Source organism: Enterobacter cloacae complex sp. 342H5 (assembly GCF_050030905.1).
In the GTDB taxonomy this organism is placed as follows: Bacteria; Pseudomonadota; Gammaproteobacteria; order Enterobacterales; family Enterobacteriaceae; genus Enterobacter; species Enterobacter intestinihominis.
In genome coordinates, this window is the sequence record NZ_JBLGVB010000001.1 from 111,087 (window position 1) to 136,549 (window position 25,463).

The 25,463-nt window shown below is 53.7% G+C and carries 28 protein-coding genes; 8 read left to right on the forward strand and 20 right to left on the reverse strand.

The features are described 5' to 3' along the window. Positions 1 to 9: 9 nt before the first annotated feature. Both rpoZ and gmk read right to left on the reverse strand, forming a co-directional pair. Positions 10 to 285, reverse strand: coding sequence for a DNA-directed RNA polymerase subunit omega (rpoZ, locus tag ACQG03_RS00570; protein ID WP_000135058.1), 276 nt, complete (start codon positions 283 to 285; stop codon positions 10 to 12). A 54-nt stretch (positions 286 to 339) separates the two neighbouring features. Then, complete coding sequence (gene gmk, locus ACQG03_RS00575) at positions 340 to 963, reverse strand: guanylate kinase (RefSeq protein WP_006177710.1); 624 nt, start codon at positions 961 to 963, stop codon at positions 340 to 342. 251 nt (positions 964 to 1,214) lie between these two features. On the opposite strand from gmk, the gene ligB reads away from it, so the two are divergent. Beyond that, positions 1,215 to 2,885, forward strand: coding sequence for an NAD-dependent DNA ligase LigB (gene ligB / locus ACQG03_RS00580; protein WP_063163328.1), 1,671 nt, complete (start codon positions 1,215 to 1,217; stop codon positions 2,883 to 2,885). Between the two features lie 2 nt (positions 2,886 to 2,887). Here ligB and ACQG03_RS00585 read toward each other — a convergent pair whose 3' ends face one another. Further along, positions 2,888 to 3,505, reverse strand: a complete 618-nt coding sequence (locus ACQG03_RS00585; protein WP_023299016.1) for a trimeric intracellular cation channel family protein — start codon at positions 3,503 to 3,505, stop codon at positions 2,888 to 2,890. A gap of 205 nt (positions 3,506 to 3,710) precedes the next feature. Further along, positions 3,711 to 4,574 carry a YicC/YloC family endoribonuclease gene (locus tag ACQG03_RS00590; RefSeq protein WP_003860907.1) on the reverse strand — a complete coding sequence of 288 codons (864 nt, stop codon included), beginning with the start codon at positions 4,572 to 4,574 and terminating at the stop codon, positions 3,711 to 3,713. 125 nt (positions 4,575 to 4,699) lie between these two features. On the opposite strand from ACQG03_RS00590, the gene rph reads away from it, so the two are divergent. Both rph and pyrE read left to right on the forward strand, forming a co-directional pair. Further along, positions 4,700 to 5,416, forward strand: coding sequence for a ribonuclease PH (gene rph, locus ACQG03_RS00595; protein WP_048966550.1), 717 nt, complete (start codon positions 4,700 to 4,702; stop codon positions 5,414 to 5,416). Positions 5,417 to 5,482: 66 nt separating this feature from the next. Continuing rightward, positions 5,483 to 6,124, forward strand: a complete 642-nt coding sequence (gene pyrE / locus ACQG03_RS00600) for an orotate phosphoribosyltransferase (RefSeq protein ID WP_023305206.1) — start codon at positions 5,483 to 5,485, stop codon at positions 6,122 to 6,124. A gap of 82 nt (positions 6,125 to 6,206) precedes the next feature. Here the strand turns inward: pyrE and slmA are convergent, their stop codons facing one another. The 3 genes from slmA to coaBC form a co-directional block, all read right to left on the reverse strand. Continuing rightward, complete coding sequence (gene slmA / locus ACQG03_RS00605) at positions 6,207 to 6,803, reverse strand: nucleoid occlusion factor SlmA (RefSeq protein WP_003860901.1); 597 nt, start codon at positions 6,801 to 6,803, stop codon at positions 6,207 to 6,209. Between the two features lie 121 nt (positions 6,804 to 6,924). Further along, on the reverse strand, positions 6,925 to 7,383 hold the full coding sequence (gene dut, locus ACQG03_RS00610; RefSeq protein WP_015570042.1) for a dUTP diphosphatase: 459 nt from the start codon (positions 7,381 to 7,383) through the stop codon (positions 6,925 to 6,927). Next, positions 7,361 to 8,572, reverse strand: coding sequence for a bifunctional phosphopantothenoylcysteine decarboxylase/phosphopantothenate--cysteine ligase CoaBC (coaBC, locus tag ACQG03_RS00615; protein WP_087878399.1), 1,212 nt, complete (start codon positions 8,570 to 8,572; stop codon positions 7,361 to 7,363). Before coaBC ends, dut begins: the two co-directional genes overlap by 23 nt. A gap of 173 nt (positions 8,573 to 8,745) precedes the next feature. On the opposite strand from coaBC, the gene radC reads away from it, so the two are divergent. The 4 genes from radC to mutM all read left to right on the forward strand — a co-directional run bounded on the left by radC (position 8,746) and on the right by mutM (position 10,937). After that, complete coding sequence (radC, locus tag ACQG03_RS00620) at positions 8,746 to 9,411, forward strand: RadC family protein (RefSeq protein WP_022646621.1); 666 nt, start codon at positions 8,746 to 8,748, stop codon at positions 9,409 to 9,411. A gap of 217 nt (positions 9,412 to 9,628) precedes the next feature. Beyond that, positions 9,629 to 9,865: a 50S ribosomal protein L28 gene (rpmB, locus tag ACQG03_RS00625; protein WP_002436699.1), complete on the forward strand. Its 237-nt coding sequence runs from the start codon at positions 9,629 to 9,631 to the stop codon at positions 9,863 to 9,865. Positions 9,866 to 9,887: 22 nt separating this feature from the next. Continuing rightward, positions 9,888 to 10,055 carry a 50S ribosomal protein L33 gene (gene rpmG / locus ACQG03_RS00630; protein WP_003024094.1) on the forward strand — a complete coding sequence of 56 codons (168 nt, stop codon included), beginning with the start codon at positions 9,888 to 9,890 and terminating at the stop codon, positions 10,053 to 10,055. Between the two features lie 72 nt (positions 10,056 to 10,127). Continuing rightward, entirely contained in the window at positions 10,128 to 10,937 is an 810-nt protein-coding gene (gene mutM / locus ACQG03_RS00635; RefSeq protein WP_003860879.1) for a bifunctional DNA-formamidopyrimidine glycosylase/DNA-(apurinic or apyrimidinic site) lyase, read from the forward strand. A 2-nt stretch (positions 10,938 to 10,939) separates the two neighbouring features. Here mutM and coaD read toward each other — a convergent pair whose 3' ends face one another. The 7 genes from coaD to rfaQ all read right to left on the reverse strand — a co-directional run bounded on the left by coaD (position 10,940) and on the right by rfaQ (position 17,832). Beyond that, positions 10,940 to 11,419: a pantetheine-phosphate adenylyltransferase gene (gene coaD, locus ACQG03_RS00640; RefSeq protein ID WP_022646622.1), complete on the reverse strand. Its 480-nt coding sequence runs from the start codon at positions 11,417 to 11,419 to the stop codon at positions 10,940 to 10,942. A 3-nt stretch (positions 11,420 to 11,422) separates the two neighbouring features. Then, the gene (locus ACQG03_RS00645) at positions 11,423 to 12,193 is read right to left on the reverse strand and encodes a glycosyltransferase family 2 protein (protein ID WP_003860875.1); all 771 of its coding nucleotides are present in this window, start codon (positions 12,191 to 12,193) and stop codon (positions 11,423 to 11,425) included. Beyond that, complete coding sequence (gene waaA / locus ACQG03_RS00650) at positions 12,193 to 13,467, reverse strand: lipid IV(A) 3-deoxy-D-manno-octulosonic acid transferase (protein ID WP_003860874.1); 1,275 nt, start codon at positions 13,465 to 13,467, stop codon at positions 12,193 to 12,195. The genes ACQG03_RS00645 and waaA overlap by 1 nt, the downstream gene beginning before the upstream one ends. Before the next feature lie 66 nt (positions 13,468 to 13,533). Next, the gene (locus ACQG03_RS00655; RefSeq protein ID WP_045621031.1) at positions 13,534 to 14,523 is read right to left on the reverse strand and encodes a glycosyltransferase; all 990 of its coding nucleotides are present in this window, start codon (positions 14,521 to 14,523) and stop codon (positions 13,534 to 13,536) included. 11 nt (positions 14,524 to 14,534) lie between these two features. Continuing rightward, positions 14,535 to 15,635, reverse strand: coding sequence for a glycosyltransferase (locus ACQG03_RS00660; protein ID WP_063163327.1), 1,101 nt, complete (start codon positions 15,633 to 15,635; stop codon positions 14,535 to 14,537). 2 nt (positions 15,636 to 15,637) lie between these two features. Then, positions 15,638 to 16,765, reverse strand: a complete 1,128-nt coding sequence (locus ACQG03_RS00665) for a glycosyltransferase family 4 protein (protein WP_023299023.1) — start codon at positions 16,763 to 16,765, stop codon at positions 15,638 to 15,640. Continuing rightward, positions 16,762 to 17,832 (reverse strand): putative lipopolysaccharide heptosyltransferase III, encoded by a 1,071-nt coding sequence (rfaQ, locus tag ACQG03_RS00670; protein WP_074148365.1) that lies wholly within the window; start codon positions 17,830 to 17,832, stop codon positions 16,762 to 16,764. The genes ACQG03_RS00665 and rfaQ overlap by 4 nt, the downstream gene beginning before the upstream one ends. Positions 17,833 to 17,982: 150 nt before the next feature. Here rfaQ and ACQG03_RS00675 point away from each other — a divergent pair, with 150 nt between their 5' ends. Beyond that, positions 17,983 to 18,936, forward strand: coding sequence for a polysaccharide deacetylase family protein (locus ACQG03_RS00675; RefSeq protein WP_426726062.1), 954 nt, complete (start codon positions 17,983 to 17,985; stop codon positions 18,934 to 18,936). Positions 18,937 to 18,962: 26 nt separating this feature from the next. On the opposite strand, the gene ACQG03_RS00680 is transcribed toward ACQG03_RS00675, so the two are convergent. The 6 genes from ACQG03_RS00680 to rfaD form a co-directional block, all read right to left on the reverse strand. After that, a complete protein-coding gene (locus ACQG03_RS00680) occupies positions 18,963 to 20,174 on the reverse strand; it encodes an O-antigen ligase family protein (protein ID WP_045308211.1) in 1,212 nt (403 codons plus the stop codon). Continuing rightward, positions 20,162 to 21,061 carry a glycosyltransferase family 2 protein gene (locus ACQG03_RS00685; RefSeq protein WP_023305212.1) on the reverse strand — a complete coding sequence of 300 codons (900 nt, stop codon included), beginning with the start codon at positions 21,059 to 21,061 and terminating at the stop codon, positions 20,162 to 20,164. Before ACQG03_RS00685 ends, ACQG03_RS00680 begins: the two co-directional genes overlap by 13 nt. Before the next feature lie 5 nt (positions 21,062 to 21,066). Next, positions 21,067 to 22,176, reverse strand: a complete 1,110-nt coding sequence (locus ACQG03_RS00690) for a glycosyltransferase family 9 protein (RefSeq protein ID WP_063163326.1) — start codon at positions 22,174 to 22,176, stop codon at positions 21,067 to 21,069. Positions 22,177 to 22,179: 3 nt separating this feature from the next. Then, positions 22,180 to 23,163, reverse strand: a complete 984-nt coding sequence (rfaC, locus tag ACQG03_RS00695) for a lipopolysaccharide heptosyltransferase RfaC (protein ID WP_063163325.1) — start codon at positions 23,161 to 23,163, stop codon at positions 22,180 to 22,182. A 3-nt stretch (positions 23,164 to 23,166) separates the two neighbouring features. Next, positions 23,167 to 24,213, reverse strand: coding sequence for an ADP-heptose--LPS heptosyltransferase RfaF (gene rfaF / locus ACQG03_RS00700; RefSeq protein ID WP_063163324.1), 1,047 nt, complete (start codon positions 24,211 to 24,213; stop codon positions 23,167 to 23,169). A gap of 79 nt (positions 24,214 to 24,292) precedes the next feature. Further along, positions 24,293 to 25,273, reverse strand: coding sequence for an ADP-glyceromanno-heptose 6-epimerase (rfaD, locus tag ACQG03_RS00705; protein ID WP_022646634.1), 981 nt, complete (start codon positions 25,271 to 25,273; stop codon positions 24,293 to 24,295). Between the last annotated feature and the right edge of the window lie 190 nt (positions 25,274 to 25,463).

Consider the following 25,463-nt stretch of genomic DNA (forward strand, 5'->3'; position numbering starts at 1 on the left):
CAGGTTTAATTAACGACGACCTTCAGCAATGGCGGTTACGGCCTGCAGTTCTGCGGCTTCCTGCTCTTGCTGCTCCTGGCGCTCACGCACGTCGAGGATCTGGTTGTTGATCAGACCTTCTTCGATTTCGCGAAGTGCAATAACGGTGGTTTTATCGTTTTCTTCCGGTACCAGCGGATCTTTACCGCCTACCTGCATCTGACGAGCGCGACGCGCGGCGACCAGTACCAGGTCAAAACGGTTACCAATTTTCTCTACAGCGTCCTGAACAGTTACGCGTGCCATACTTAAAATGCTCCACAGGTGAAGAAATGACTGGGCATGATACTGAAAGTGGGTTCAGTCTGCCAACAGTTTGGTGATTAATGCGTCATGTCGCTGCTTCTGGCGGCTCATACGCAGACGTTCTGCGCGAAGGATAGTTTTGAGATCGCTCAGCGCGGCATCAAAATCATCATTCACAATAAGGTAATCATATTCCGCGTAATGGCTCATTTCTGCAACAGCCTGTGCCATACGCTTCGCGATAACTTCTTCGCTGTCCTGGCCGCGACCCCGCAGGCGGCGATCCAGTTCATCTTTCGATGGCGGTAAAATAAAGATACTGCGCGAATCAGGCATTTTCTTACGAATTTGCTGCGCGCCCTGCCAGTCGATATCCAGGAACACGTTCACGCCGGTCGCCAGAACCTGCTCAATGGTTTCACGCGAAGTACCGTAGTAGTTACCGAATACTTCTGCGTGTTCAAGAAACGCGTCTCTGCCAATCATCGCTCTGAATTCGTCGTGATTCACAAAGAAATAGTGTTCACCGTGCACCTCACCCGGACGCGGTGCTCGCGTGGTGTGAGAAACAGAAACCTGCGTATCGTACAACGGTTGGGTTTTTAACAGTGCCTGAATAAGGCTGGATTTACCCGCGCCACTAGGGGCAGAAACAATATAAAGCGTGCCTTGAGCCATGAGAGTCTTTTGTATGTGTTAACGAAGAAGTCCTACATACGGGCTTATTATACACGTCGCCGCTGTGTGACGTAGCCTTTGTCACACTTTTTCCCGTGGATGATTAAATTTTGCGTGCCGTTTTCAGGTTTTGTCTGCGGTTTGCAGCAACAAAAAGAAACGCTGGATAACGCCTCGTAAAGCGTAACGTTGCCATTCGCGTCGTTTTCAATACCGGGTTATACCTCCTCCAACGCAAAGGAGGGGTAATAATGTGGCGATGGATAAGCGGGTTTGCGCTGTTGTGGTGTAGCACCGGGTTAGCGGTATGCCCGGTATGGTCGCAGGCAAAAGCAGAAAAGGAAATTGTAGCGCTGAGCGCGCAGATCAAACGCTGGGACGATGCTTACTGGAAGCAGGGAGTCAGTGACGTTGATGACGGGGTTTACGATCAGCTTAACGCGCGGTTGAACCAGTGGCAGCGCTGCTTTGGTCATGTCTCTTCCGAAGAGAGACCGCCACCTCTGACAGGTAGTGTGACACACCCGGTTGCGCATACGGGCGTGCATAAGGTTGCCAGTAAAGCTGAGCTCAGCCAGTGGATGCGAGCCCGGCAACATCTCTGGATGCAGCCCAAAGTGGATGGCGTGGCTGTGACGCTGGTGTACCAGGGCGGGAAGCTTGTCCGGGCCATTAGCCGTGGCAACGGTGTGAAAGGTGAAGACTGGACGGCGCAGGTTCGATCAATCCCCTCTGTTCCGCAAAACCTGTCCGGCCCCCTGGCAAATAGCGTCTTACAGGGTGAACTGTTCTGGATTCATGAAAACCACATCCAGCGTCAGATGGGGGGGATGAACATGCGGGCAAAAGTGGCGGGCGCCATGATGCGTCATAACGATAGCGCACTTCTCAGGCAGCTCGGCGTGTTTATCTGGGCCTGGCCGGATGGACCTAAAGAGATGCAGGTATCTCTGGATGCGTTGTCAAAAGCCGGGTTCACCCTGACGGCGCGTTATACGCTGCCCGCCGCGTCTGTGAATGCGGTCGAAGCGCAGCGTTCAGCGTGGCATACAACAGCATTGCCCTTTGCCACGGACGGCATTGTGGTGCGTTCAGCGGATGAACCCGCGGGCGACGGTTGGTTACCCGGTGAAGGCCGTTGGGTTGTCGCATGGAAATATACGCCTGTCGCTCAGGTTGCTGAAGTGCGAGGGATACAGTTTGGCGTCGGGCGAACGGGCAAGGTGTCCGTTGTAGCCGAACTGGATCCAGTAAAGCTTGATGATAAACAGGTGCGGCGGGTGAGCCTGGGGTCGGTCACACGCTGGCAGCGGCTGGATATTGTTCCCGGCGATCAGGTTCTGATAAGCCTCGCCGGGCAGGGGATCCCCCGATTCGATCGAGTTGTCTGGCGGGGAGCGAACAGGGAAAAACCAGAACCTCCGGCCCTGCAGTACCACTCGCTGACCTGTTTTTATGCCTCACCAGCGTGTATGGAACAGTTCTTTGCCCGGTTGACGTGGCTTAGCTCAAAACAAGGGCTAGGGATCGAGGGGTTAGGCGAGGCGGGCTGGCGAACGCTTCATCAGACGCATCGTTTCGAGCATATTTTTTCGTGGTTAACACTGACGCAGGCGCAGCTACAGTCCACGCCTGGCTTTTCCGCCGGGCGCGGGATATCGCTCTGGCATCGTTTTAATATTGTGCGCAAACAACCTTTTATTCGCTGGGTCACAGCGATGGGGATCCCGCTGACAAAAGCCACGCTGAATGCGGTTGGGGCGGCGTCGTGGCAGGCGCTGAATCAGCGGAGCGCCGCTGACTGGCAGGCTTTGCCGGGAACAGGTGAAGAGAAGGCGCAGCAGGTCGTTAACTGGCTGCATGCGCCTCCCGTTGATAGGCTGGCAAGGTGGCTGGCTGAGCAGCACATTAACGGGTTCTGACATTAATGCGCGTTGTGCTTGTAATGAAAAACGGGCAGGCCCAGCTTCAGGCGCAATGCCAGCATACGCGCGGTGAAACCAAACAGCAGCGTGGAGATAACCACCACATCGTGGTTGGTGACATAGTGCTGCAAGGCGACATAAAGCACTGCCGCGGCAAAGGAGATGCCGGCATACAGTTCCTTCTGGAAAACCAGCGGGATACGTTTGCAGAACATATCGCGCAGCACCCCGCCAAACACGCCCGTGATCACCGCCGCAATGGTGGCAATAACCGGGCCTTCACCCATATCGAGAGCAATTTGTGCGCCAATGATGGAAAAAACAATCAGCCCAAGCGCATCCAGCACCAGGAACAAGCGGCGCAGATGAGGCATCACCGGGGCTACAATCGTGGTTAACACGGCTGCCGTTGCCACGATAATGACGTACTCAGGGTTTTTAACCCAGCCGAGCGGATAATGGCCAAGCAGGATATCGCGCACGGACCCGCCGCCGAGCGCAGTGGCCGTGGCAATAATGATCACGCCGAAGGTGTCCATACGGCGACGTCCGGCGGCGAGCGCGCCGGTCATGGCTTCTGCGGTAATGCCAATAAGATAGAGAATGTGAAGCAGCATAAACCCTCCGGAATGAAGAGGAGGAGATTAGCGATTTGTGCGCAAGATCACGATTGAGATTTTCTAAGGCGAGGGGATTTGCCCTAAAGGAATTTATCAACGCATGCCAGGCGGGCTTGTGATAAGGCGGGAGACAAAGAAAGTAAGGATAAATATGGATTAGAAAAAATAATGGGTGATGTGCCAGACACCACCCTGAAAGGTATTACTCGATATTCTGGATCTGCTCGCGCATCTGCTCAATCAGGACCTTCAGTTCAATTGCTGAATTGGTCACCTCTGCATTGATAGACTTAGACGCCAGCGTGTTCGACTCGCGGTTGAACTCCTGCATCATAAAGTCGAGACGGCGGCCTACCGCTTCTTTCTTCTTCAGGATGTTGTAGGTCTCTTTAACGTGCGCTTCCAGACGATCCAGCTCTTCAGCCACGTCTACACGCTGCGCCATCAGCACCAGCTCTTGTTCCAGACGGTTGTTTTCCAGCTGGACTTCCGCCTCTTCCAGTTTGGCGACAAGACGCTCACGCTGCCATTGCAGCACTTCTGGCATATGCGCGCGCACTTTAGCCACTTCGGCGCTCACGCCTTCAAGGCGTTGCTCAATCATCGCTTTCAGCGCCTGGCCTTCGGTTTCGCGGGCAACGATAAAGTCATCCAGCGTGCCGTCGAGTGCAGCCAGGATTTCAGCGGTAATCGCGTCCAGATCCTGCTCTCCGGCGGCCATCACGCCAGGCCAGCGCAGAATATCAACCGGGTTGATCTCGCCTTCATCGCTTTGCATTTTGACCCAGTTCGCCGCATTAACCAGCTGTTTTGCCAGCTTTTCGTTCAGGATCAGTTCGCCCTGTGCACTGGCATCGGGCTCAAAACGCAGGTTACATTCCACTTTCCCGCGGGTCAGACGCGTACGGATACGCTCACGCACCACAGGCTCCAGGCTGCGGAACTGTTCCGGCATACGGAAATATGTTTCCAGATAGCGCTGGTTTACCGAGCGCATTTCCCAGGTAGCGCTACCCCAGCTACCCTTGATTTCACGCCGGGCGTAGGCGGTCATACTGCGGATCATAGACATTCCCGTTTTTAAAGGAGAGATGGGGGGATTATAGCTTTCAGGGGCTTCTCAGGATAGGAATAAGCGTCCTTTATCCGTATAATGCGCAGCCACATTCGTTTCAAGCCGGAGAATCCATCATGCGTCCAGCAGGTCGTAGCGCCAACCAGGTGCGTCCCGTCACCCTGACCCGTAACTATACAAAACACGCTGAAGGCTCCGTGCTGGTTGAGTTTGGTGACACCAAAGTGCTTTGCACCGCGTCCATCGAAGAGGGCGTGCCTCGCTTCCTGAAAGGTCAGGGCCAGGGGTGGATCACCGCGGAATACGGTATGTTGCCGCGCGCAACCCATACCCGTAATGCCCGTGAAGCGGCAAAAGGTAAGCAGGGCGGCCGTACTATGGAGATCCAGCGCCTGATCGCACGTGCGCTCCGCGCCGCGGTTGACTTAAAAACGCTGGGTGAGTTCACCATCACGCTGGACTGCGACGTGATCCAGGCCGATGGCGGCACGCGTACGGCCTCCATTACCGGTGCCTGTGTGGCGCTGGCAGATGCGCTGAACAAGCTGGTTTCCGCCGGTAAGCTGAAAACCAACCCAATGAAAGGGATGGTTGCTGCTGTCTCCGTTGGTATTGTTAACGGCGAAGCGCTTTGCGATCTGGAATACGTTGAAGATTCTGCCGCAGAAACCGACATGAACGTGGTGATGACCGAAGATGGTCGCATCATTGAAGTGCAGGGCACGGCAGAAGGCGAGCCATTCACTCACGAAGAACTGCTCACCTTGCTGGCGTTGGCCCGAGGGGGTATTGAATCTATTGTAGCGACGCAGAAAGCGGCGTTAGAAAATTGATTTTAAGGCGACCAATGAGTCGCCTTTTTTTTGCCTGTAAGACTGAAAAGACAAAGGAGCAAATCCATGAAATCGTATCAGCGCCAGTTTATTGAGTTTGCGCTTAACAAGCAGGTACTTAAGTTTGGCGAGTTCACGCTGAAATCCGGGCGTAAAAGCCCGTATTTCTTCAACGCCGGGCTGTTTAATACCGGGCGCGACCTGGCACTGTTAGGCCGCTTCTATGCCGAAGCGCTGGTAGATTCCGGGATTGATTTCGATCTGCTGTTTGGCCCCGCGTACAAAGGCATTCCAATTGCAACCACCACGGCGGTGGCGCTGGCGGAGCACCATGACCGCGACGTACCGTACTGCTTTAACCGTAAAGAGGCCAAAACCCACGGTGAAGGCGGCAATCTGGTCGGCAGTGCGTTGCAGGGCCGCGTGATGCTGGTGGATGACGTGATCACCGCAGGCACCGCGATCCGTGAATCGATGGAAATTATCCAGGCTAACGGTGCAACGCTTGCGGGTGTGCTGATTTCGCTCGATCGTCAGGAGCGTGGGCGTGGCGACATCTCTGCTATTCAGGAAGTGGAACGCGATTATGGCTGCAAAGTGATCTCTATCATCACGCTGACAGACCTGATTGCATATCTGGAAGAGAAGCCTGAGATGGCGGATCACCTGGCGGCGGTAAAAGCGTATCGCGAAGAGTTCGGGGTTTAATTGCGTTGCCCGGTGGCGCTACGCTTACCGGGCCTACCTGTTCGTAGGCCGGATAAGGCGAAGCCGCCATCCGGCGATGGCGTTACTGTAATTGTGCTGCCACTAACGGCCAGCGGGCGTCAAAATCGTCCGTTGGTCGATATTTAAACTCGCTGCGCACAAACCGGGAGAGCATCCCTTCGCAAAATGCCAGGATCTGGCTTGCCAGCAGCGTCTCATCCGTATTATATCCCTCGCCTTCCCGCATTTTCTTCTCGCGCAGAACCTGACGAAGCTGGGCTTCGATACGCTCAAAAAGCTGGTTTATACGGCCTTGCAGACGATCCTGTTCAAACATCAGCGCGTGGCCGGTAAGAATACGGGTCAGACCCGGGTTACGTTCACCAAAGCCCAGAATCAGCAGCACAATCAGACGCAGACGCGTGCTGGTGTCTTTTTCATCCTTCAGAATCAGGTTGATGCGCGTGATCAGGCTATCTTCGATAAACTCGATCAGGCTGTCGAACATCCGGGTTTTGCTCGGGAAATGACGATACAGCGCCGCCTCTGACACGCCCACAGAGGCCGCCAGCTTGGCGGTGGTGATGCGTTGACTGCCGTCGCTGGATTCAAGCATCAGAGCCAGAGATTGAAGTATTTCTTCGCGACGATTCCTTTTCGCGGTTTGTTTTTCTGCCATGTTACAAAATACCCCTGAAAATAAGCACTTGTCAGGCTGGCAACCACACAGCGACCCGCAAACTGACGTTTGCGGTTTGTTATTGCATTATGGCGCTGTGAGATGCGTGTTTGTCGGGCGGTTATTTGCGCCCGGAATGGCCGAAGCCGCCTTCGCCACGGTCGGTAGCGTCGAAGTCTGCCACCAGGTTAAATTCTGCCTGCACCACCGGTACAAACACCATCTGCGCAATACGCTCGCCCGGTTCAATGGTGAAGCTGTCCTGGCCACGGTTCCAGACGGATACCATCAGCTGACCCTGATAGTCAGAGTCGATCAGGCCGACCAGGTTACCCAGCACGACGCCATGCTTATGGCCCAGGCCAGAGCGCGGCAGGATCACCGCTGCCAGTGACGGGTCAGCAATGTGAATCGCCAGCCCGGTCGGGATCAGGGTCGTTGCACCCGGCGCCAGTTCTACGGCGTCATCGAGACAGGCGCGCAGGTCAAGACCGGCAGAGCCGGAGGTGGCATACGTTGGCAGCGGAAATTGCTCGCCAACGCGCGGGTCCAGAATCTTAACGTCGATTTTTTTCATCATAACGGGTAACGATCTCGTCCAGTAATTGTTGGCCCAGGAGTTCTTTGCGCTCAAGCGGTAAGACTTTATCTCCATCCTGCCAGAAAAGGTGCAATGCGTTGCTGTCGCTGTTAAATCCTTGCGTGGACAGCGATACGTCGTTCGCGCAAATCAAATCGAGGTTTTTGCGGGTACGTTTTTGCCGGGCATATTCTTCCACATTATTCGTTTCTGCGGCAAACCCAACAACGTAAGGACGATGAGTTTTCAATGCGGCGACACCGGCAACGATATCCGGGTTCTTCACCATTTTTATTGTTAATTCATCACCTTGCTTTTTAATTTTGGCGTCGGCAATGGTTTCGGCGCGGTAATCAGCGACGGCCGCACAGCCGATAAAAATATGCTGCTGTTGAGCATGCGCCTGTACGGCGGCTTCCATTTCCAGCGCGGTAGTTACATCAATACGCCGCACAAACGCAGGGGTGGTAAGCGACACCGGGCCGCTCACCAGCGTCACGTTCGCGCCGCGTTTGGCTGCCGCGGCAGCAATTGCAAAGCCCATTTTGCCGGAGCTGTGGTTGGTGATGTATCGCACCGGATCCAGCGGCTCGCGCGTGGGGCCCGCGGTAATCATGATGTTGAGATGTTGCAGATCGTTGACAGGCGAGAAATGGGCGGCGGCCATATCAACAATCGTCAATGGGTCGAGCATACGCCCTGGCCCCACGTCGCCACAGGCCTGGCTGCCGCTCTCCGGTCCCCAAATTAGCAGGCCGCGCGAGGCCAGCGTATCCAGATTATGCTGGGTAGCGGCGTTGCGATACATCTGCTGGTTCATTGCGGGTACAACCGCGACGGGCGCAGGCGTGGCGAGGCAAATGGTCGTTACCAAATCGTTCGCCATCCCGGCCGCCACGCGGGCAATTACATCTGCCGTGGCGGGGGCAAGGATAACCAGATCGGCCCATTTCCCCAGCTCAATATGGCCCATTGCGGCTTCGGCTGCCGGGTCGAGAAGGCTGTCGGATACCGGGTATCCCGAGACGGCTTGCAGGCTCAGCGGGGTGATAAAGGCTTTGCCGCCTTCGGTGATCGCGACCCGTACGTCGGCCCCGCGCTCGCGCAAACGGCGCACCAGGTCTGGCGTTTTATAGGCAGCAATACCGCCGCTGACGCCAAGAACGATTTTTTTACCGGCCAGGCTCATCATGATTCTTTCCTGTTGGGTTTCACCAGAGAGCGGGCATTTTATCACAATCCCTAAAACGGGGTGATGATGTCCTTAATTCACTTTGCGAGGCGCTACGCAAGAACGAAACGCCAGCGTCGAGCCCCGAATTTGCCTGTGGCAGCATAATGGCAAACAGAAGGAGGCCGGGCATGGAAGAGACTGAACTGCTGCTACCGCGTGAAAAAATGCTGCGCCATGGCGTCACGTTGTTAAAGGACGACGAGCTGCTGGCGCTCTTTTTACGCACAGGCACGCCGGGGAAAACGGTATTTACGCTGGCGAAAGAGCTGATAGAGCATTTCGGCTCACTGTATGGATTGTTGACCGCCGAGCTGGAGGCGTTTACGCACGTTGAGGGTATTGGCGTGGCGAAATATGCCCAGTTGCGGGGCATTGCGGAGCTGGCCCGGAGATTTTACAACGTGCGTATGGAGGAAGAAGACCCGATCCTCACCCCCGATATGACCCGCGAATTTCTGCAAAGCCAGCTTTCCGATCTGGAGCGGGAGATCTTTATGGTGATCTTTCTCGACAACAAAAACCGGGTACTGAAACATACCCGCCTTTTTTCGGGAACATTGAGCCACGTTGAGGTGCATCCGCGTGAAATTGTGCGGGAAGCGATAAAAGTGAATGCAGCCGGCGTGATCCTCGCGCATAATCACCCCTCTGGCTGTGCAGAACCAAGCAGAGCTGACAAAGCAATTACCGAACGTATTATCAAATGTTGTCAATTCATGGACATTCGTGTGCTGGACCATCTGATAATTGGCCGCGGAGAGTACATTTCTTTTGCCGAACGTGGCTGGATTTAGGCCTTTTCTCGCGATCCATCGGGATCTTTGTCTGTTCGGGACTTGAGCACACCGCCGAGTCAGCGTATACTACGCCACCTTTGAGAATCTCGGGTTTGGCATTTGGGCCTGGCAATCGAGAGTTCAATAGAACTATGCGATGACCGGGCTGTAAAGCCTGACGAGGCGCCGATACCCCATACGAAGCTCGAGCTAATTTGATTTTTGGAGAATAGACATGTCCCGAGTCTGCCAAGTTACTGGCAAGCGTCCGGTGACCGGTAACAACCGTTCCCACGCACTGAACGCGACTAAACGCCGTTTCCTGCCGAACCTGCACTCTCACCGTTTCTGGGTTGAGAGCGAGAAGCGTTTTGTCACCCTGCGCGTATCTGCTAAAGGTATGCGTGTAATCGATAAGAAAGGCATCGATACAGTTCTGTCCGAACTGCGTGCCCGTGGCGAAAAGTACTAAGTACTTAAAGAGGAAATAAATCATGGCTAAAGGTATTCGCGAGAAAATCAAGCTGGTTTCTTCTGCTGGTACAGGTCACTTCTACACCACCACGAAGAACAAACGTACTAAGCCGGAAAAACTGGAACTGAAAAAATTCGATCCAGTTGTACGCCAGCACGTACTGTACAAAGAAGCTAAAATCAAATAATTTTAGTCTCCTTGTATTGAAAAACCCCGCAACTGCGGGGTTTTTTGCATTCTGCATCTCAACGGAGGAACCATGCCTGAATTACCTGAGGTAGAGACCAGCCGCCGCGGCATTGAGCCCCATCTGGTTGGCGCGACTATTCTTCATGCTGTCGTTCGCAACGGGCGTCTGCGCTGGCCGGTGTCCGATGAGATCCACGCGTTAAGCGATAAACCCGTCCTGAGCGTACAGCGCCGCGCGAAATACCTGCTGCTGGAGCTGCCTGACGGCTGGATCATTATCCATCTGGGCATGTCGGGAAGCCTGCGCATCCTCACCGAAGAGTTGCCTGCGGAAAAGCACGACCACGTTGATCTGGTGATGAGTAACGGCAAGGTGCTGCGTTATACCGACCCGCGTCGCTTTGGCGCATGGCTGTGGACCAAAGAGCTGGAAGGGCACAACGTGCTGGCGCATCTTGGACCTGAGCCGCTCTCAGAGGCGTTTAACGCGGATTATCTCAAAGAGAAGTGCGCGAAAAAGAAAACCCCGATTAAACCCTGGCTGATGGATAACAAGCTGGTCGTGGGCGTGGGGAATATCTATGCCAGCGAATCGTTGTTTGCCGCCGGGATCCATCCCGATCGGCTGGCCTCTTCACTGTCTGCGCAGGAGTGCGAGCTGCTGGTCAGAGTGATTAAAGCGGTACTGCTGCGCTCAATTGAGCAGGGTGGGACGACGCTGAAGGATTTTCTGCAAAGCGACGGGAAGCCGGGCTATTTTGCGCAGGAGTTGCAGGTTTATGGTCGTAAGGGGGAACCGTGCAGAGCATGCGGGACGCCGATTATTGCCACGAAGCACGCTCAGCGCGCCACGTTTTACTGCCGTCAGTGCCAGAAGTAGGGTTACTTTAACTTTTCCATCAACGCCTGGTGGACGTTAACCGGCAGAAAGTGGGTAACGTCCCCGCGATGGCGCGCCACCTCTTTTACCAGCGAAGAAGAGATGAAGGACCACTCTTTGGAGGGCATCAGGAATACGCTCTCCAGCTCCGGCATCAGATGGCGGTTCATGTGCGCCAGCTGCATCTCATATTCGAAGTCTGCTACCGCGCGAAGACCGCGGATCAGGATATTGGCCTGCTGGGCACGGGCAAAGTTTGCCATCAAATCGCTGAATCCGACGACCTCAACATTCGACAAATGCGAAATCGCATCGGTGGCAAGCTGCACGCGTTCGTTCAGGTCGAACATCGGCTTTTTGCTCGGGCTGGCGGCAATGGCCAGAATCACTTTGTCGAACATACACGCCGCACGGGTGATGATATCAAGATGACCGTTAGTGATCGGATCGAAGGTACCCGGATAAATCGCTTTTGTGCTCATGGCTCACGTTTTCTCTGAGTAGCCGCGGTTCAGCGCCCACAGCTCGGTGTATTTGTTGAAAGTATACTGGGCATTCACTACCGCCAGTAACCAGCCCTGTTTGCCGTCCAGCACGCCGCCACGTAGCAGCAGCGTTTTCAGAAACGCGCCCAGCGTGTGGGTGAAGATGCCGGTCAGCGTGGCCTTCTTGCCGCGCGCATGCCGCTCCTGTGCCCAGGCGGTGGCATAGTTCAGCTGTTTCCGCTGGAAGCTGGCGAAATCGCGGCAGGTCAGATGAAGCAGATCGCCCGTCAGGGGGATGACCTGGGCGTTATCGCAGGCCAGAGACTCATGGACCAGGTTGTCGTTGTACTGATAACGCTCGCGGGCATAGAGGCGCATCACGCGGTCGGGGTACCAGCCGCTGTGGCGCATAAAGCGGCCCAGGAAATAGTTACGACGCGCGATACTGTAGACCGCGCCGGGCTGTGGCGCAGCAAGCACCGTTTGAATGGCCTGTCGGAGTTCCGGGGTGACGCGCTCATCGGTATCGATCATCAACACGTAATCGCCTGTGGCGTAACCCTGCGCACGCTGACGCTGAATACCGTAGCCCTGCCAGTCGGTGTCGGTAAAGACTTTTGCCCCGGCTGCACGGGCAACGTCCGCCGTATTGTCCGTACTTCCGGAATCGAGAATGACGATTTCGTCAGCCCAGGCAACAGAGGCCAGGCAATCCGGAAGCAGGTCGGCGGCGTTTTTGGCGATCATCACGACCGACAGACGCGTTGACATTAGTGGCTCCGCTGCGGCAGGTAAGGTTGCAGAAGTTGCAGCAGACGGGTCAGTGCACCCTGGTTCTGATGCAGGACTTCAACGGCGTGACGACCGTACCACAGGCGGTAATCTTCGTCAGTCAGAAGGGTTGAGACCTCTTTGACCACCGAGTCCGCATCGGTCACGGTGATTAAGCCATCGGCTTGCTGCAATTTCGCGCAGATATCTTTGAAGTTAAACGTGTGTGGACCCATCAGCACGGGAATGGCGTGGGCTGCCGGCTCCAGCGGGTTATGACCACCGCGCTCCACCAGGCTTCCGCCAACGAATGCAAGATCGGCAATCCCGTACAGCAGCATCAGTTCGCCCATCGTATCGCCAATCACCACCTGCGTGCTGCCAGAGGGGATTTCGCCGCTGCTGCGCAGGGTGAAGCTGAAACCGCCTTTTTGCACCATCTCCCGGGCATCTTTAAAACGCTCAGGATGGCGAGGAACCAGAATCAGCAGTAAATCAGGGAATTTTTCCAGCAGCTGGCGGTGAGCCTGAAGAATAATGGCCTCTTCGCCGTCATGGGTGCTGGTGGCAATCCAGACCTGGCGACGCGGCGCCCACTGACGACGCAGCGTTACCGCACGGGCGGCGAGTTCAGGGGTGACGGAAATATCGAACTTCAGGCTACCCGTGACCGCAAGCTGGTTGCGCTTCAGGCCGAGGGCGATAAAGCGCGCGGCATCTTCTTCGTTCTGCGCGGCGATCAGCGTAATTTTGCTGAGCAGGCGACGCATAAATTTACCCAGCTTGCCGTACCCTTTCGCCGAGCGTTCCGACAGACGCGCGTTGGCGATAACCAAAGGAATTTTACGGGCATGCAGGGCGGAAATCATATTCGGCCACAGTTCAGTTTCCATGACGATCACCAGTTTAGGGCGAACGGTATTCAGGAAACGGTTCATGGCGCAGGGGAGATCGTACGGCAGGTAGACGTGATGCACGTCTTTACCGAAGGCAGACATCACGCGCTCTGAGCCGGTTGGCGTCATCGTGGTGACGGTGATGGGCAGTGACGGATAACGATGGCGTAAGGCACGCACCAGTGGAATGGCGGCCAGCGTTTCCCCGACTGACACGGAATGCAGCAGAATACCGTCCGGCGCCACTTTATTGCGGCAGTAGCCATAGCGTTCGGCCCAGCGTTTACGGTACGCAGGCGCTTTACGGCTACGAAGCAACAGTCGCAGCCACACCAGTGGCTGAATGATGTAGAGCAGGGCGGTATACAACAATTCCAAGCGATTATCCGTTTTTTTAGTTTCGGCCGGGAAATTCTAAGCATTTAAGCGTGCTAAAGCTATCTCTTATGCCAGATACCGTTTTAAACGGAAGTAGCGTCGGCCCAGGCGCCAGCGCAAACGCGGGCTTTTGGCACTTTTCCAGATGAGCTTCCAGATCCCGGTGTCGAAGAACTCTTTGATTATCATTGATTTCTTCGCTTCATCCTTCATGTTGTCGAAGGTATGAATAATTCCCAGACCCTCTTTGGCGATTTGCCAGTGACAGGCCGGGATATTTTTCACTTTATCCGGGTAGCGCTGGTTAATGGCATCTAGCATCTTCAGGATCTTCATGTAATGGCGCGCTGAGCGAATCAGCGTGTCGTCATTATCCGGGGTGTGCGATACCGAGGCGGAGTGAATGTAGTAGTCGTAAAAGCGTTCGCTGGTGTACTGAACGCGTTCTGCAGCAAGCAGCACCTCAGTCGTCCACGGGATATCCTGATGGCGCAGGCCAGGCTCGAAACGGAAGCCGTGCTGACGAATAAAATCGTGACGATAGATATTCAGCCAGGTCACATGCAGGAACTTACGTGAATCCAGCGCCTTTTTTAACCATGCCGCGCCATTCATGACGCCCGTTGAGGCGAGCTTATCTTCAGGGAAGATAGGGCGAGACGGTTTTTTGTTATTTTCCCAGACGTAGTTGCCATTGCAGGTGGCGACATCCAGGTTCTGTGTGACGGCCATATCCAGCAGACGCTGGTACATGCCGGGTTTGAAGACATCATCAATATCCGGGAAAGAGAGATATTGGCCGGTCGCAACGGCCAGGCCGGTATTACGCGCGATGGACACGCCCTGATTAGGTTGTTCAATGACCTGCATCTGTGGCAGCTGTTCGCGCCATTTTTCGACAATCTGCATCGAGCGGTCAGTGGAGCCGTCATTCACGATGATGACTTCCATACTGTCGATGTGTTGATTTACAAGGCAGGTAAAGAACTGATCGAGAAAAGCTTCACCGTTATAAACGGCAACCACCACGCTTAATAAAGGCGCTGAATTTTGCATATGAAACCTGATTATTTTTGGTTGTCGACCAAAGCAATGTATTGCTGGCAAATGGCGTTGATACCGAACGATGCGATCGTTTCGCGATCAACAACCGGCGGAGAGGCATACAGTTCTGCCAGTGTTTTCGCCAGTGATTCGTCGGTTATCGCGGTCAGACCACGCGCCAGAGGGCCAGTAAGGATCTCAGCAGGGCCGCCAGGGCAGTTTGTACTCACCGGTGGGGTCTGACAGATAATGGACTCTACCAGTACATTACCAAAACCTTCGCAGTCGGAACTTAACACTAAAAGGCGTGCACCTTTGATCCACGGATAAGGATTGGTTTCAAACGGGCGGAAGACGATCTTGTTTTCAATTCCCAGCTTAGCGGCAAGCTGTTTGAGCTGGTTAATTTTCACGTCAGAGCCTTTGCCCATCAACACCAGCGATGCGTCAATCTTGCTCATCGCAAACGCCCGCAGCAGCCGGTCGTGACGTTTGTGCTCATGAAAACGGCCAACGTGGATAATGTAATTCTGCCCCTGCATCTCAAAGGGCGCTTCCGCCAGACGCTGAATTTCAGGGATATCAAACGGGTTATGGATAACCGCTTTGCGCCGCAGGGGGATCGCGAGTACTTCAGACAGATCGTGCAGCACGGCGCCGGATACCGCCACCACGTTGCGGTTTTCATAGGTATGACGAATTTTATAATGCTTAAACCAGCGAGAAAGCCCGCTGCGATGGCGCAAATAGGAAAAGGAGAACATCCCGTGTATGCAGAACCAGACCTTATCGCGATCCAGCACGCGGCTGTGCGCCACGATACGGTCGGTTTTATGCAGATGCGAGAAGACGACGTCAAATTTACCGCTGCGTTCTGCCTGCTCAATGGCGCGATCCAGCAAACGGGCGCGACGCGGGATCTCGGTCAGCTTCCGCCAGGGTTTTTTACAGGTATCCTGCACGACCTGAAAATCGATGCCTTCCGGAATGGCGTAGTCGCACACCTTCCGTAAGGAGAAAAGGGTGACCTGATGCCCCAGTTCTGTCAGTCCGCTGGAGAGGGTGAGAACCGTTTTTTCGGCTCCTCCACCGGGTAAACCATCAATAATCATTAGGATGCGCATTATTAATCCAGTAATTTTTGATAAAGCGAAATAAGCTGACTTGATAGTTTTTCAGGGGTTGCTTCTCTAACGCGTTCACGCGCCGCAAGCCCCATATTGTTATTTTTTTCCAGTGAAGGGATGGACATGACGGCCTCCTTCAATGTGTGGATATCAAGTGCATCACAGTAAAACCCGTTCTGGCCTTGCTCAATAAATTCTGAACCACCGCAACTCTCTGACGTAATGACGGGCAATCCACAGGCCATTGCTTCAAGTATGACGTTAGGGAAAGGATCATACAGCGTCGGCAGCAGTAAACCATCAGAAAGCTGATAAAATGGCAGCGTCTCTTTTTGCATCCCCAGGAAACGGATTTGCCCCTCACAGCCTAATGAACGGGCGAGGTCGCGATAGCGGCTTTCCGCTTTATCCTGACCGACCACAACCAGCCACGCCGATGTTCCTGCTATAGCCTGAATAGCGCTTGCCAGCCCCTTGCGTTCAAACCCTGAACCCACGAAGCAGAAAATGACGGCATCAGCGGGTAAGCCAAATTGCTTACGCAGTACAGCGCGCTGCCTCTCTTCTGCCGGAACGAAGCGGCGGGAATCTATTGAATTATAAATCACATGTATCTTTTTTGCGTCAATATCAAAGTCTTCGACGATTTCGCGCTTGATCATCTCCGCATTACAGATAACGGCTTTCAACTCGGGAGCCTGGTACATTTCACGTTCGGCGTTCATCACGTAGCGGTGATAGCGATCGTGCATGAGCAGCTTCGCGCGCCAGGCGGGAAGAATACGCGTACGCTGTAGCAGCCAGCGTCGATGTACACCATCTCCGGCGCGGTAAATATCGCAGCCCGGAATACGTTCGTGGCTCTGTACAATATCAAACTGCTGTTGCTGCCACAGCGCGCGCGCGGCGTGTGCAAAGCCGCGTTCACGGCTGATGCGGCCCCACTTTCGTGGATCGCAGATATGAATATGCCAGTCGTCCTGCTTTTCGCCCTGCCACTCGCGGGTGATGACGTTGAGCTCAAGATTTTGATTGCTCAGCGCGGTGAGTGCCCTGGAGACAAAACGTTCTGCTCCCCCATCCGGCCGATATTTTTGGCGCACAATGGCCAGACGATGAAGCTTCATTGCAGGTATCTCCTTGCGGCGGAGACGACAGCATCAACGGGGATGGCGTCGAGATAACGTTCCGTCGTTTTTGTATCAATGGCGTCAGGGTTGGGAAGCGGGCCGTAGTTACCAGCCCAGATGACCTCGCCGTTAACCTGCCATGGCGACCAGAACGTCAACTTTGATGGGCCAAACAGCGCCACGCAGGGCGTCTGAAGGGCGGCGGCCATGTGCATGGGGACGGAGTCAACGCCAATGAACAGGGCTGCGTGATCGATAAGCGAGGCCAGCTGGCGCAGGGTTAACTGCCCTGCCAGCGATACAACACCCGTCTGCGGGGAGGCGGCAAGAATGCGGTCAATCATCGCCAGCTCTTTCTTATCCGGTCCCGCCGTAAGGACGATAGTGTGGCCGTCCTGCTGCAATGCGGCGATAGTTTGCGCCATTTTGCCTTCGTCCCAGCACTTAAAGAACCAGCGTGAAGTGGGTTGAATAACGATATAGCGTTCCCCCACGCCCTTTTGTGTCAGCTTGTGATGAGCATGGTGCCAGTCATCCGCGCTGTAAGCCATGGTGACGTCGGGTCTGGCGGCAACGGGTAATGGTTTCAGTATGGACAGGTTTTGTTCAACGGTGTGCAGCGACTGATGGCTGGCGACCGAGACCAGTTCACTGTGACAAAAACGCCAGAAGGCATTATTGCGCTTGTTAAAAGCGAACCCGAGCCGAACCGGTGCGCCAGTGAAGCGGGTAACCAGTGCGCTGCGCCACTGATCGGCAAGATTGATCACCAGATGATAATGCTGAGCGCGTAAAGCACGAAGCAACAGCCACTCTTTTTGCAGGTGTTTCAGCGTCCCCAACTGCTTCCATTTACGATCGATACCATAGATCGTACCGATTGCCGGATGCGCGGCGAGCATGTCTCGCGTCTCTTCATAGAGAAGCACGTCGATTTGGGCTTCAGGCCATTTCTGGCGCAATGAATTGATGACGGGGGTGGTGAGTAACATGTCACCATGATGGCGAAGTTTAATCAGTAAAATGCGCAAATCAGGCGTGTCAGGTAAGTTATTCATCATCATCTTATCGGCGTTGTACTGTTGGCAATTCTAATAGACCTGGTAAAGACTTGCACTCTTTCTCCATAATGTCAGGAATTTCCCTGGAAGGGTTTACTCCAGCTTTCGGGCGTGCGTAACATAGCGCTAACTATTTTCTCTTGCGGACTCATTATGAAAAAACCAGCGTTTATCATCACGATCGATACCGAAGGGGATAATCTCTGGCAGAACCACCGGGTCATCAAAACGGAAAACGCGCGCTACCTGGCGCGGTTTCAGACGCTTTGCGAGCGTTTCGGCTTTAAGCCTGTCTGGCTCACCAACTACGAGATGGCCGTCGAACCGGTGTTCATTGAGTTCGCGAAAGAGGTCATAGCCCGGGGGCAGGGCGAGGTAGGAATGCATCTCCATGCCTGGAACAGCCCTCCGGAGCACGATCTGACCGGTGATGACTGGCGCTGGCAGCCTTATCTGATTGAGTTTTCAGACGAGGTCATGCGTGAGAAAGTGCTGTTCATGACCCGCTTACTGGAAGAGACTTTCCAGACAAAAATGCTCAGCCATCGCGCCGGGCGCTGGGCATTCGACAGCCGTTACGCCCGGTTACTGATTGAGCTGGGGTATCAGGTAGATTGTTCCGTTACGCCGCGCGTGAACTGGCGCAACGCGAAAGGTGCCCCGCAGGGTAATGGCGGAACGAATTACCAGCATTTTCCCGATCGCGCCTACTTTTTGGACGTAGACGACATTTCCCGGCCGGGAAACAGCCTTCTCCTCGAAGTGCCAATGAGCATCCAGTATAAACACCCGGCATGGCTGAATTCCCTGAAGCAGGGTTACGATCGTCTGCGCGGTAAATACCGTTCTCCGTCAGTTAACTGGTTACGCCCGGCCGGCGGTAACGCGGAGGAGATGATTAGGGTGGCGCAGCAGTGCCTGTCTCAGGGAAATGACTACGTAGAGTTCATGCTGCATTCGTCGGAATTTATGCCTGGCGGGAGCCCTACTTTTAAAGACGAGGCCGCGATTGAGGGGCTTTATCAGGATCTGGAGCAGCTCTTTACCTGGTTATCAGATAAGACCGTGGGGATGACGCTGGCGGAGTTTTACCAGTACAAAAAATAGTTATGCCCGCCAGGCGGGCATATTTGTTAATGCTGCTTTGTTTGGGTGAAAGGTGTACTTAATGCAAACAAAACCATAAAGAAGATTAAGGCTTCTGAACTGAGCAGTATGACATCCGTCAGTCCATACAAAATCAAAAGTAGCATTGAGGTTAGGAGCAGTGCGTTTCTGTTTCGTAAGGCATACACAATCATCGAAACGAAGAAAAAGAGCATTACCGCCACGCCGGGGATCCCCTGCAAAGAGTATTTCTCAATAAATTCATTATGCAGGTGGACCTTGATGTATTCGAGTGCACTGCCAAGGTGAGGATGCCCGTCTTTTATATACTGCCGTGTCCACGTTTCACGGTCTTCAAGTGATTGCCCCAACGGATGTGCAAGACCATTAGCGATCCCGACAGTCCACATCGAAAAACGTGCGCCAAGTGACGTGCGGTCATAGCCTTTCTGATAATTCTCAACTTCAATTTGGGTTTGCGTTATTTTCGGTGCAATCAACGGCTTGTAGCTCACGACGACAATGCCGGCCACAATACATAAAAAAATGAGAGTGGATTTGAGATGAATCTTTCTGAAATGATACAGCGTGAGCACAACCGCCAGAAGCAGATATAAACCCATCGCAGCACGGGTACCCGTCAACAGTATGACGAAGTAAGAGATTAATATAGTGAAGCCCGCAACAACATACAGCTTCACGTTCTGCTGAAGGTAAAGACTGTATACGAAAGCCAGTGACAGGACAGAATAAACATAGGCTGAAACGGTGGCACGGTTAATTGCCATCTCAACGCGAGTCATACCTTGCGAGGCCTGCCACAAGCCATATCCTGTGGCGAGCACAAACCCTAAGGCCGCTGCGTAGAAGAAAAATTTCCTGAAGTTGTCTTTATCAATGTAAAACTTAAAGCGGTCAATGTAGAAAATCAGGATACTCGCTAAAATTAACTTTTTGCTGGCGCCTAGATAGTCGCTATAAAGGTTGAGTCCCTCGTTATGATACTCATAGATTAAGTACCAGCCGAGGTTAAGTAACCCAATCAGCAGAATGGGCAGCGCTATAGTAAAAGGTCGAAGAGTGATTTTTTTATATTCGAAAGCCAGGCCAATAATACTGACGTAAATAGCAATATAGAAAAACTCTCTTTGCTTCCCTGAACTGACTAATGCCAGCATCAAAGAGATGAGGCTCAAAGCAATCGTCAGTTGATATAGCCGTGGTTTTATTTTTTCCATAACGCCTCAATAACCCTTTTTTTGTAGCTAAAACGAACATCGGTGGACAGGAAAAAAGACAATGTGTACATGGCCTTTACGCGTTGTTTCACGAGTTGCAATTGTTGGTCTGTAAGACAGGACCGATGGTTGCTGTAAATATCAAACCAGTGGCAATTGACAAGATGCCTGTAGCTTGACGGAAATGTTCTTTCCATCTGTAACGTGCATTCGACAAGCGTTGAAATTTTGCTGGCGTCCAGACTGCTCGACAAACTGTCGCGACGCTTGACGTAATAATAATGCCCCTGGCGTTGATAGACTATTTTGCTCGACTGCATCAACATTCCGGGGAAGACAGCGAAATCCTCATAACATAACATTGGAGGAATAGGGTTGCTTTCGTACAGGCTACGATGAATAAACTGGCCAATGAGATGCGCCTGAAAGTCTTTATGGCGTAAGAAACGAGCGACTGCTTCATGTTGTGACAATGGCACAGGATTGAATCCCTGCCAGTCTGAAGTCATTTTCCGGGGATCGCGAATCTCAAGCAAACGTGTCAGTAACATATCCGGACGTTGCGCTTTCAGAAAGGTAATTGCGTCCCTGAGGCTGCCCGGCTTTAAGCAATCGTCACTGTCGAGCATCGTAATATATTCACCGGATGCCAGTGCGACAGCACTGTTTCGTACCCGGCCGACGTTACGAAAGTTCACGGTGCGCGTTATGATCTGAGGAAATTTAGGTGACCACTCTTCAATTATTGCCTGCGTGGTATCCTCAGAACTGTCATTAAAAATAATAATTTCAGTGTCTTGAACGGTTGCTGCCAGCAGGCTTGAAAGCGTGGCATGCAGCGTAGCTTCAGCGTTATGCGCAGCAATAATGACGCTTAAAAAAGCCATAAAAATTAGTTTCCTTGAGCGTCGGTAGCGCTAGCCAGTGAGCGGGCTTTGGGTAATGTACGGATAAACTGCTGAAGATCGTGTAACGCGGAGTCAGTGACAGAGAATAGTGCTTCCCGTTCTTGCGGGAAGTAATAGCGCGTTTCAAACACATAAGAACAAATGTTGTCGTCATTCCCGAGCAGCAACACATTGCCAAGCGGACGTTGTTCATAGTGACAACACGGACCAAACAGCAGGACTACCGGAACGCCAACGGCGTCTGCGATATACACATTCCCCGAGTCAGACGCGATATAACAGTCCATCTTAGAAATGGCCCAGGGAAGCTCTTCCAGCGAAATTTTGCCAATAAGATTGATAAAATTAGGGATTTCACCGTAAAGGCGGGTGATATCGTCCATCCACGACTGTTCGTTTGGCGCGCCGAAGACATAAAACTCGCAGGGTAAATCAGCGAGTTGATCAACAATCCGCTTCCAGATAACCGGAGGAACGGTTTTGGCTTTATTGCCCGCCGCAATACTGATGCCGATGCGGATAACGTCAGGTTTATCAAGAGTGGCCGGCCAGGTCGTCGGTTTAAAGAGCGGCTTTGTGGCGTGCTTGGGAGAGTCTTGCCATGTGAGTGCGCGGTCGGCCAGTTTCAGGTAGTTCGTCACCGAAAGCGTTTTTTTGCCATGCTCAACGGTACCGTCAGCCGCAAGATAGAAAATCCCGTGATACCACCTGCGCGTGTAAATGGTTAAAAATTGTTTGTTTTTAGCATTGCAGACGGCGGCAAAAAAGAGGTTCACGCTGTTGGGTTGTAGCAGGTAGATGTTGTCGTAGCGGTTCATGATCCTGCACGCGAAGCACAGTTTACGCCACAGGTTGCGCTTATGCTGCTCAATAAAATAGATCTGCTCGATAGTCTCATCATGCTTCGCCAGCGCACCAACGCTGCGACTGACCAACACATCGCTTTTTTGCAGATATGCCAGAAGAGGTGTCGCATTAATAAAGTCACCGATTTTGGCTGTCTGAATGACAAGGTTTTTGCCCGTGTCTTTTCGAAACAGCTTCCGGAGGAGTTTCACCGGAAAGAGTAAAATCAGCAGAAATACATAACTCATGGGTTAAATATCCCTGTTGGAAAGCCGATGGCTGCCCTGTAAAAATGAAAAAATAGCATCTGCGCTAATATCCTTCGTTTGTTGCGTAGGGCTGACCATCTGATGCTGGTTTTTACCGTAACCCCCGATCAACCCCGGATCGGTCGGGCCGAAAATCGTGATATTAGGACGATCCAGTGCGGCGGTTAAATGGCTTAACCCTGTATCCACAGAAACGACGGCGTTAGCGCCCGCCAGCTGTGCGGCAACCTGCGCCAGCGTGAGTTTGGGTAACACCTCAACGTGGGAAAAGCCTGCTGCCAGACGTTCCGCACGCTGCCGCTCATGTTCTGCACCCCACGGGAGTTTAATATGGATACCGCAAGGTTGCATTAATTCAATCAGCCTTCTCCAGTGCGTTTCCGGCCAGTGCTTATCGTCGCGCGTTGTGGCATGCAGGAACACCAGATACGGTTCGGCATGCTCCTCCGTATCGCGCAAAAAATGCTGTGCAATAGCGTAGTCACCCTGGGCTTCAGGTTTTGCATAGCCCAGGCTTTTCGCGAACAGCTCGCGGGTACGTTCCACGGCGTGCTGCTGCTTCGCAATATGGTGGCGACGATTATAGAACAGGCTCGCCAGCGGTTCGCGGGCGGTTTGCCAGTCCATGCCGTGCTTTACGCCGTGCGCCAGACGCGTGACCAGCGCGGCGCTTTTCACCAGGCCCTGAGCGTCAATGATCGCGTCGTAACGCCGGGCCTGCACCGCTCCGCGGAAGGCTTTACGTTCGGCTTTAATCGGTGCGGAGAACCATGCTTTGCGCCAGCGGCGAATGGCCACCGGGATCACGCGGTCAACCGCTTCGTGCCAGGTGGGGATCTGCGCGAAGCCTTCTTCCACCACCCAGTCAAAACGAATGCCGGGAATGGCCCGCATCGCGTCCGTCAGTGACGGCAGCGTATGCAGCACATCGCCCATCGAAGAGGTTTTAACGATCAATACCCGCATTCGTTATCCTTCTTCGCTCAACAGAAGTTCGTTGAGCTCTTCGAGAACGCGCTGCGGCGTAATGTCGATCAGGCTCTGATGGTAGCCTTCTGCGGCATCACCTTTACGTACCTTGTGGTAGCCGGTGATCAGGCGAATTACGCGCGCTTTGTGCGACAGCGGCGGCGTGAAGTCCGGGCTGCTCGGGCCATACAGCGCCACCAGCGGACGATCCAGCGCGGCGGCGACGTGCATCAGGCCAGAGTCGTTGCTGACAACGGCTTTACAGGCGGCAATCAAAATAACCGCCTGCTCGAGCTGCGTTTCCCCGGCCAGGTTTCGGCAACAGGCCTGTTGCTCGGTGCTGAGCGTGGCGAGAATTTCATTGCCCGCCTCGTGATCTTTCGCCGAGCCAAACAGCACAATTTGATAGCCTTCGTCGATCAGCTGTTTCGCCAGCTCTGCGTAGTGATAGTGCGGCCAGCGTTTTGCCGGACCAAACTCCGCGCCGGGGCAGAAGCCAATCATCGGGCGTTCGGACGAAATGCCAAACGCGTTGCAGGTGTGGGATTTCTCCCCGTCGCTTACCTGGAGCTGCGGCCACAGTAGCGGCTGCGGCAGATCTTTCGCGCTGCGCATCACGCCTTTGTCGTAGGCCAGCGCCACGTAGCGTTCTACCATCAGCGGCCAGGCCTCTTTATCCAGCACCCGGGCGTCGTTAAGCAGGCCGTAGCGCATTTCACCGCGCCAACCGGTACGGTGCGGGATGCCCGCAAAGAAGGGCACGAGAGCGGATTTGAAGGAGTTTGGCAGGACATATGCGCGATCATAGCGTTTCTCGCGCAGGCTATGGCCGAGTTTGCGGCGTTCACCGATTTCCAGCGCCCCGTGGCCGAGCGGCATCGGGATCGCCTCGTTCACTTCCGGCATACGCGATAACAGCGGACGGCACCATGCGGGTGCCATCACGTCGATTATCGCCTGGGGATAACGCGCCTTGAGCGTGCGATAGAGACTTTGCGACATCATCATGTCGCCCACCCAGGACGGGCCGATCACCAGTATTTTCATTCACTTCATCCTTCAAGCTGTCTCTGCGTTGGCTGCCTGCGTTCACTCCAGTCACTTACTTTTGTAAGCTCCCGGAGATTCACTTCGTTGCCGCCTTGATACCGCTCGAATGATTTTGTGAATTTATATCGCGGTCACGGTTCAGCCAGGCCATATATTCCGTTACGCCTTCGGCAACGGTCTTGAACGGCTTGTCGTAGCCTGCGGCGCGCAGGTTAGTCAGGTCCGCCTGGGTGAATGCCTGGTAGCGGCCTTTCAGCTTATCCGGGAACGGAATGTACTCGATGCTGCCTTTCTTATGGTAAGCCAGCGTCGCGTCTGCCACCGCCTGGAAGGATTCCGCGCGGCCTGTGCCCAGGTTGAAAATGCCGGACACGCCGTTTTCCAGGAACCACAGGTTCACTGCCGCCACGTCGCCTACGTAGACGAAGTCACGCTTAAAGCCGTCGCTGCCTTCGAACAGTTTCGGACTTTCGCCGTTATTTAACTGGGTGTTCAGGTGGAAGGCCACGCTCGCCATGCTGCCTTTGTGGCCTTCGCGCGGTCCGTAGACGTTGAAGTAGCGGAAGCCGACAATCTGAGAGTTTGCTTCTGGGAGGATCTGACGCACGTACTCATCAAACAGGAATTTGGAGTAACCGTAAACGTTCAGCGGCTGCTCATACTCGCGGGATTCGATGAAATCTGAAGTGCGCCCACCGTAGGTTGCCGCGGAAGAGGCGTACAGGAATGGAATTTCACGCTCCAGGCAGTAGTGCAGGATCTCTTTGGAGTACTGATAGTTGTTGTCCATCATGTACTTGCCGTCCCACTCGGTGGTGGAGGAACAGGCCCCTTCGTGGAAGATGGCTTCGATCTCGCCGAACTCTTCACCCGCCATAATCTGGATAAGAAAGTCTTCTTTATCCATGTAGTCAGCGATGTTCAGATCCACCAGGTTTACGAACTTGGTGCCGTCTTTCAGGTTGTCCACCACCAGGATGTCGGTGATGCCTTTGTCATTGAGGGCCTTAACAATATTGCTGCCGATAAAGCCCGCGCCGCCGGTAACGATGATCATAACTGTAACCTTTGAAGTGTGGAGTCCGGGGAACATCCCGAACGCTAATCTCTTTATCATATCATCACAATGCCCGGTCTTCAGCCATTCACCGATATGCAGCAGGGGTACACGTGATTTATGCTGCAAAAACGAGAAGAGATACGGCGTCATCTCGTCATGAACTATTGGTTTGGGTAATATGTGCCAA

What these genes read in the sequence shown, in the direction of transcription:
- ACQG03_RS00675 (WP_426726062.1), top strand. Translation starts at nt 17,983, where the DNA reads ATGAAAAAACCAGCGTTTATCATCACGATCGATACCGAAGGGGATAAT.
- ACQG03_RS00585 (WP_023299016.1), bottom strand. Translation starts at nt 3,505, where the DNA reads ATGCTGCTTCACATTCTCTATCTTATTGGCATTACCGCAGAAGCCATG.
- ACQG03_RS00665 (WP_023299023.1), bottom strand. Translation starts at nt 16,765, where the DNA reads ATGAAGCTTCATCGTCTGGCCATTGTGCGCCAAAAATATCGGCCGGAT.
- slmA (WP_003860901.1), bottom strand. Translation starts at nt 6,803, where the DNA reads ATGGCAGAAAAACAAACCGCGAAAAGGAATCGTCGCGAAGAAATACTT.
- rpmB (WP_002436699.1), top strand. Translation starts at nt 9,629, where the DNA reads ATGTCCCGAGTCTGCCAAGTTACTGGCAAGCGTCCGGTGACCGGTAAC.
- ligB (WP_063163328.1), top strand. Translation starts at nt 1,215, where the DNA reads ATGTGGCGATGGATAAGCGGGTTTGCGCTGTTGTGGTGTAGCACCGGG.
- ACQG03_RS00655 (WP_045621031.1), bottom strand. Translation starts at nt 14,523, where the DNA reads ATGCAAAATTCAGCGCCTTTATTAAGCGTGGTGGTTGCCGTTTATAAC.
- mutM (WP_003860879.1), top strand. Translation starts at nt 10,128, where the DNA reads ATGCCTGAATTACCTGAGGTAGAGACCAGCCGCCGCGGCATTGAGCCC.
- coaBC (WP_087878399.1), bottom strand. Translation starts at nt 8,572, where the DNA reads ATGAGCCTGGCCGGTAAAAAAATCGTTCTTGGCGTCAGCGGCGGTATT.
- coaD (WP_022646622.1), bottom strand. Translation starts at nt 11,419, where the DNA reads ATGAGCACAAAAGCGATTTATCCGGGTACCTTCGATCCGATCACTAAC.
- rfaC (WP_063163325.1), bottom strand. Translation starts at nt 23,163, where the DNA reads ATGCGGGTATTGATCGTTAAAACCTCTTCGATGGGCGATGTGCTGCAT.
- gmk (WP_006177710.1), bottom strand. Translation starts at nt 963, where the DNA reads ATGGCTCAAGGCACGCTTTATATTGTTTCTGCCCCTAGTGGCGCGGGT.
- ACQG03_RS00645 (WP_003860875.1), bottom strand. Translation starts at nt 12,193, where the DNA reads ATGTCAACGCGTCTGTCGGTCGTGATGATCGCCAAAAACGCCGCCGAC.
- pyrE (WP_023305206.1), top strand. Translation starts at nt 5,483, where the DNA reads ATGAAATCGTATCAGCGCCAGTTTATTGAGTTTGCGCTTAACAAGCAG.
- ACQG03_RS00690 (WP_063163326.1), bottom strand. Translation starts at nt 22,176, where the DNA reads ATGAGTTATGTATTTCTGCTGATTTTACTCTTTCCGGTGAAACTCCTC.
- radC (WP_022646621.1), top strand. Translation starts at nt 8,746, where the DNA reads ATGGAAGAGACTGAACTGCTGCTACCGCGTGAAAAAATGCTGCGCCAT.
- ACQG03_RS00680 (WP_045308211.1), bottom strand. Translation starts at nt 20,174, where the DNA reads ATGGAAAAAATAAAACCACGGCTATATCAACTGACGATTGCTTTGAGC.
- rph (WP_048966550.1), top strand. Translation starts at nt 4,700, where the DNA reads ATGCGTCCAGCAGGTCGTAGCGCCAACCAGGTGCGTCCCGTCACCCTG.
- rpoZ (WP_000135058.1), bottom strand. Translation starts at nt 285, where the DNA reads ATGGCACGCGTAACTGTTCAGGACGCTGTAGAGAAAATTGGTAACCGT.
- rfaQ (WP_074148365.1), bottom strand. Translation starts at nt 17,832, where the DNA reads ATGATGATGAATAACTTACCTGACACGCCTGATTTGCGCATTTTACTG.
- rfaF (WP_063163324.1), bottom strand. Translation starts at nt 24,213, where the DNA reads ATGAAAATACTGGTGATCGGCCCGTCCTGGGTGGGCGACATGATGATG.
- ACQG03_RS00685 (WP_023305212.1), bottom strand. Translation starts at nt 21,061, where the DNA reads ATGGCTTTTTTAAGCGTCATTATTGCTGCGCATAACGCTGAAGCTACG.
- ACQG03_RS00660 (WP_063163327.1), bottom strand. Translation starts at nt 15,635, where the DNA reads ATGCGCATCCTAATGATTATTGATGGTTTACCCGGTGGAGGAGCCGAA.
- ACQG03_RS00590 (WP_003860907.1), bottom strand. Translation starts at nt 4,574, where the DNA reads ATGATCCGCAGTATGACCGCCTACGCCCGGCGTGAAATCAAGGGTAGC.
- dut (WP_015570042.1), bottom strand. Translation starts at nt 7,383, where the DNA reads ATGATGAAAAAAATCGACGTTAAGATTCTGGACCCGCGCGTTGGCGAG.
- rfaD (WP_022646634.1), bottom strand. Translation starts at nt 25,273, where the DNA reads ATGATCATCGTTACCGGCGGCGCGGGCTTTATCGGCAGCAATATTGTT.
- rpmG (WP_003024094.1), top strand. Translation starts at nt 9,888, where the DNA reads ATGGCTAAAGGTATTCGCGAGAAAATCAAGCTGGTTTCTTCTGCTGGT.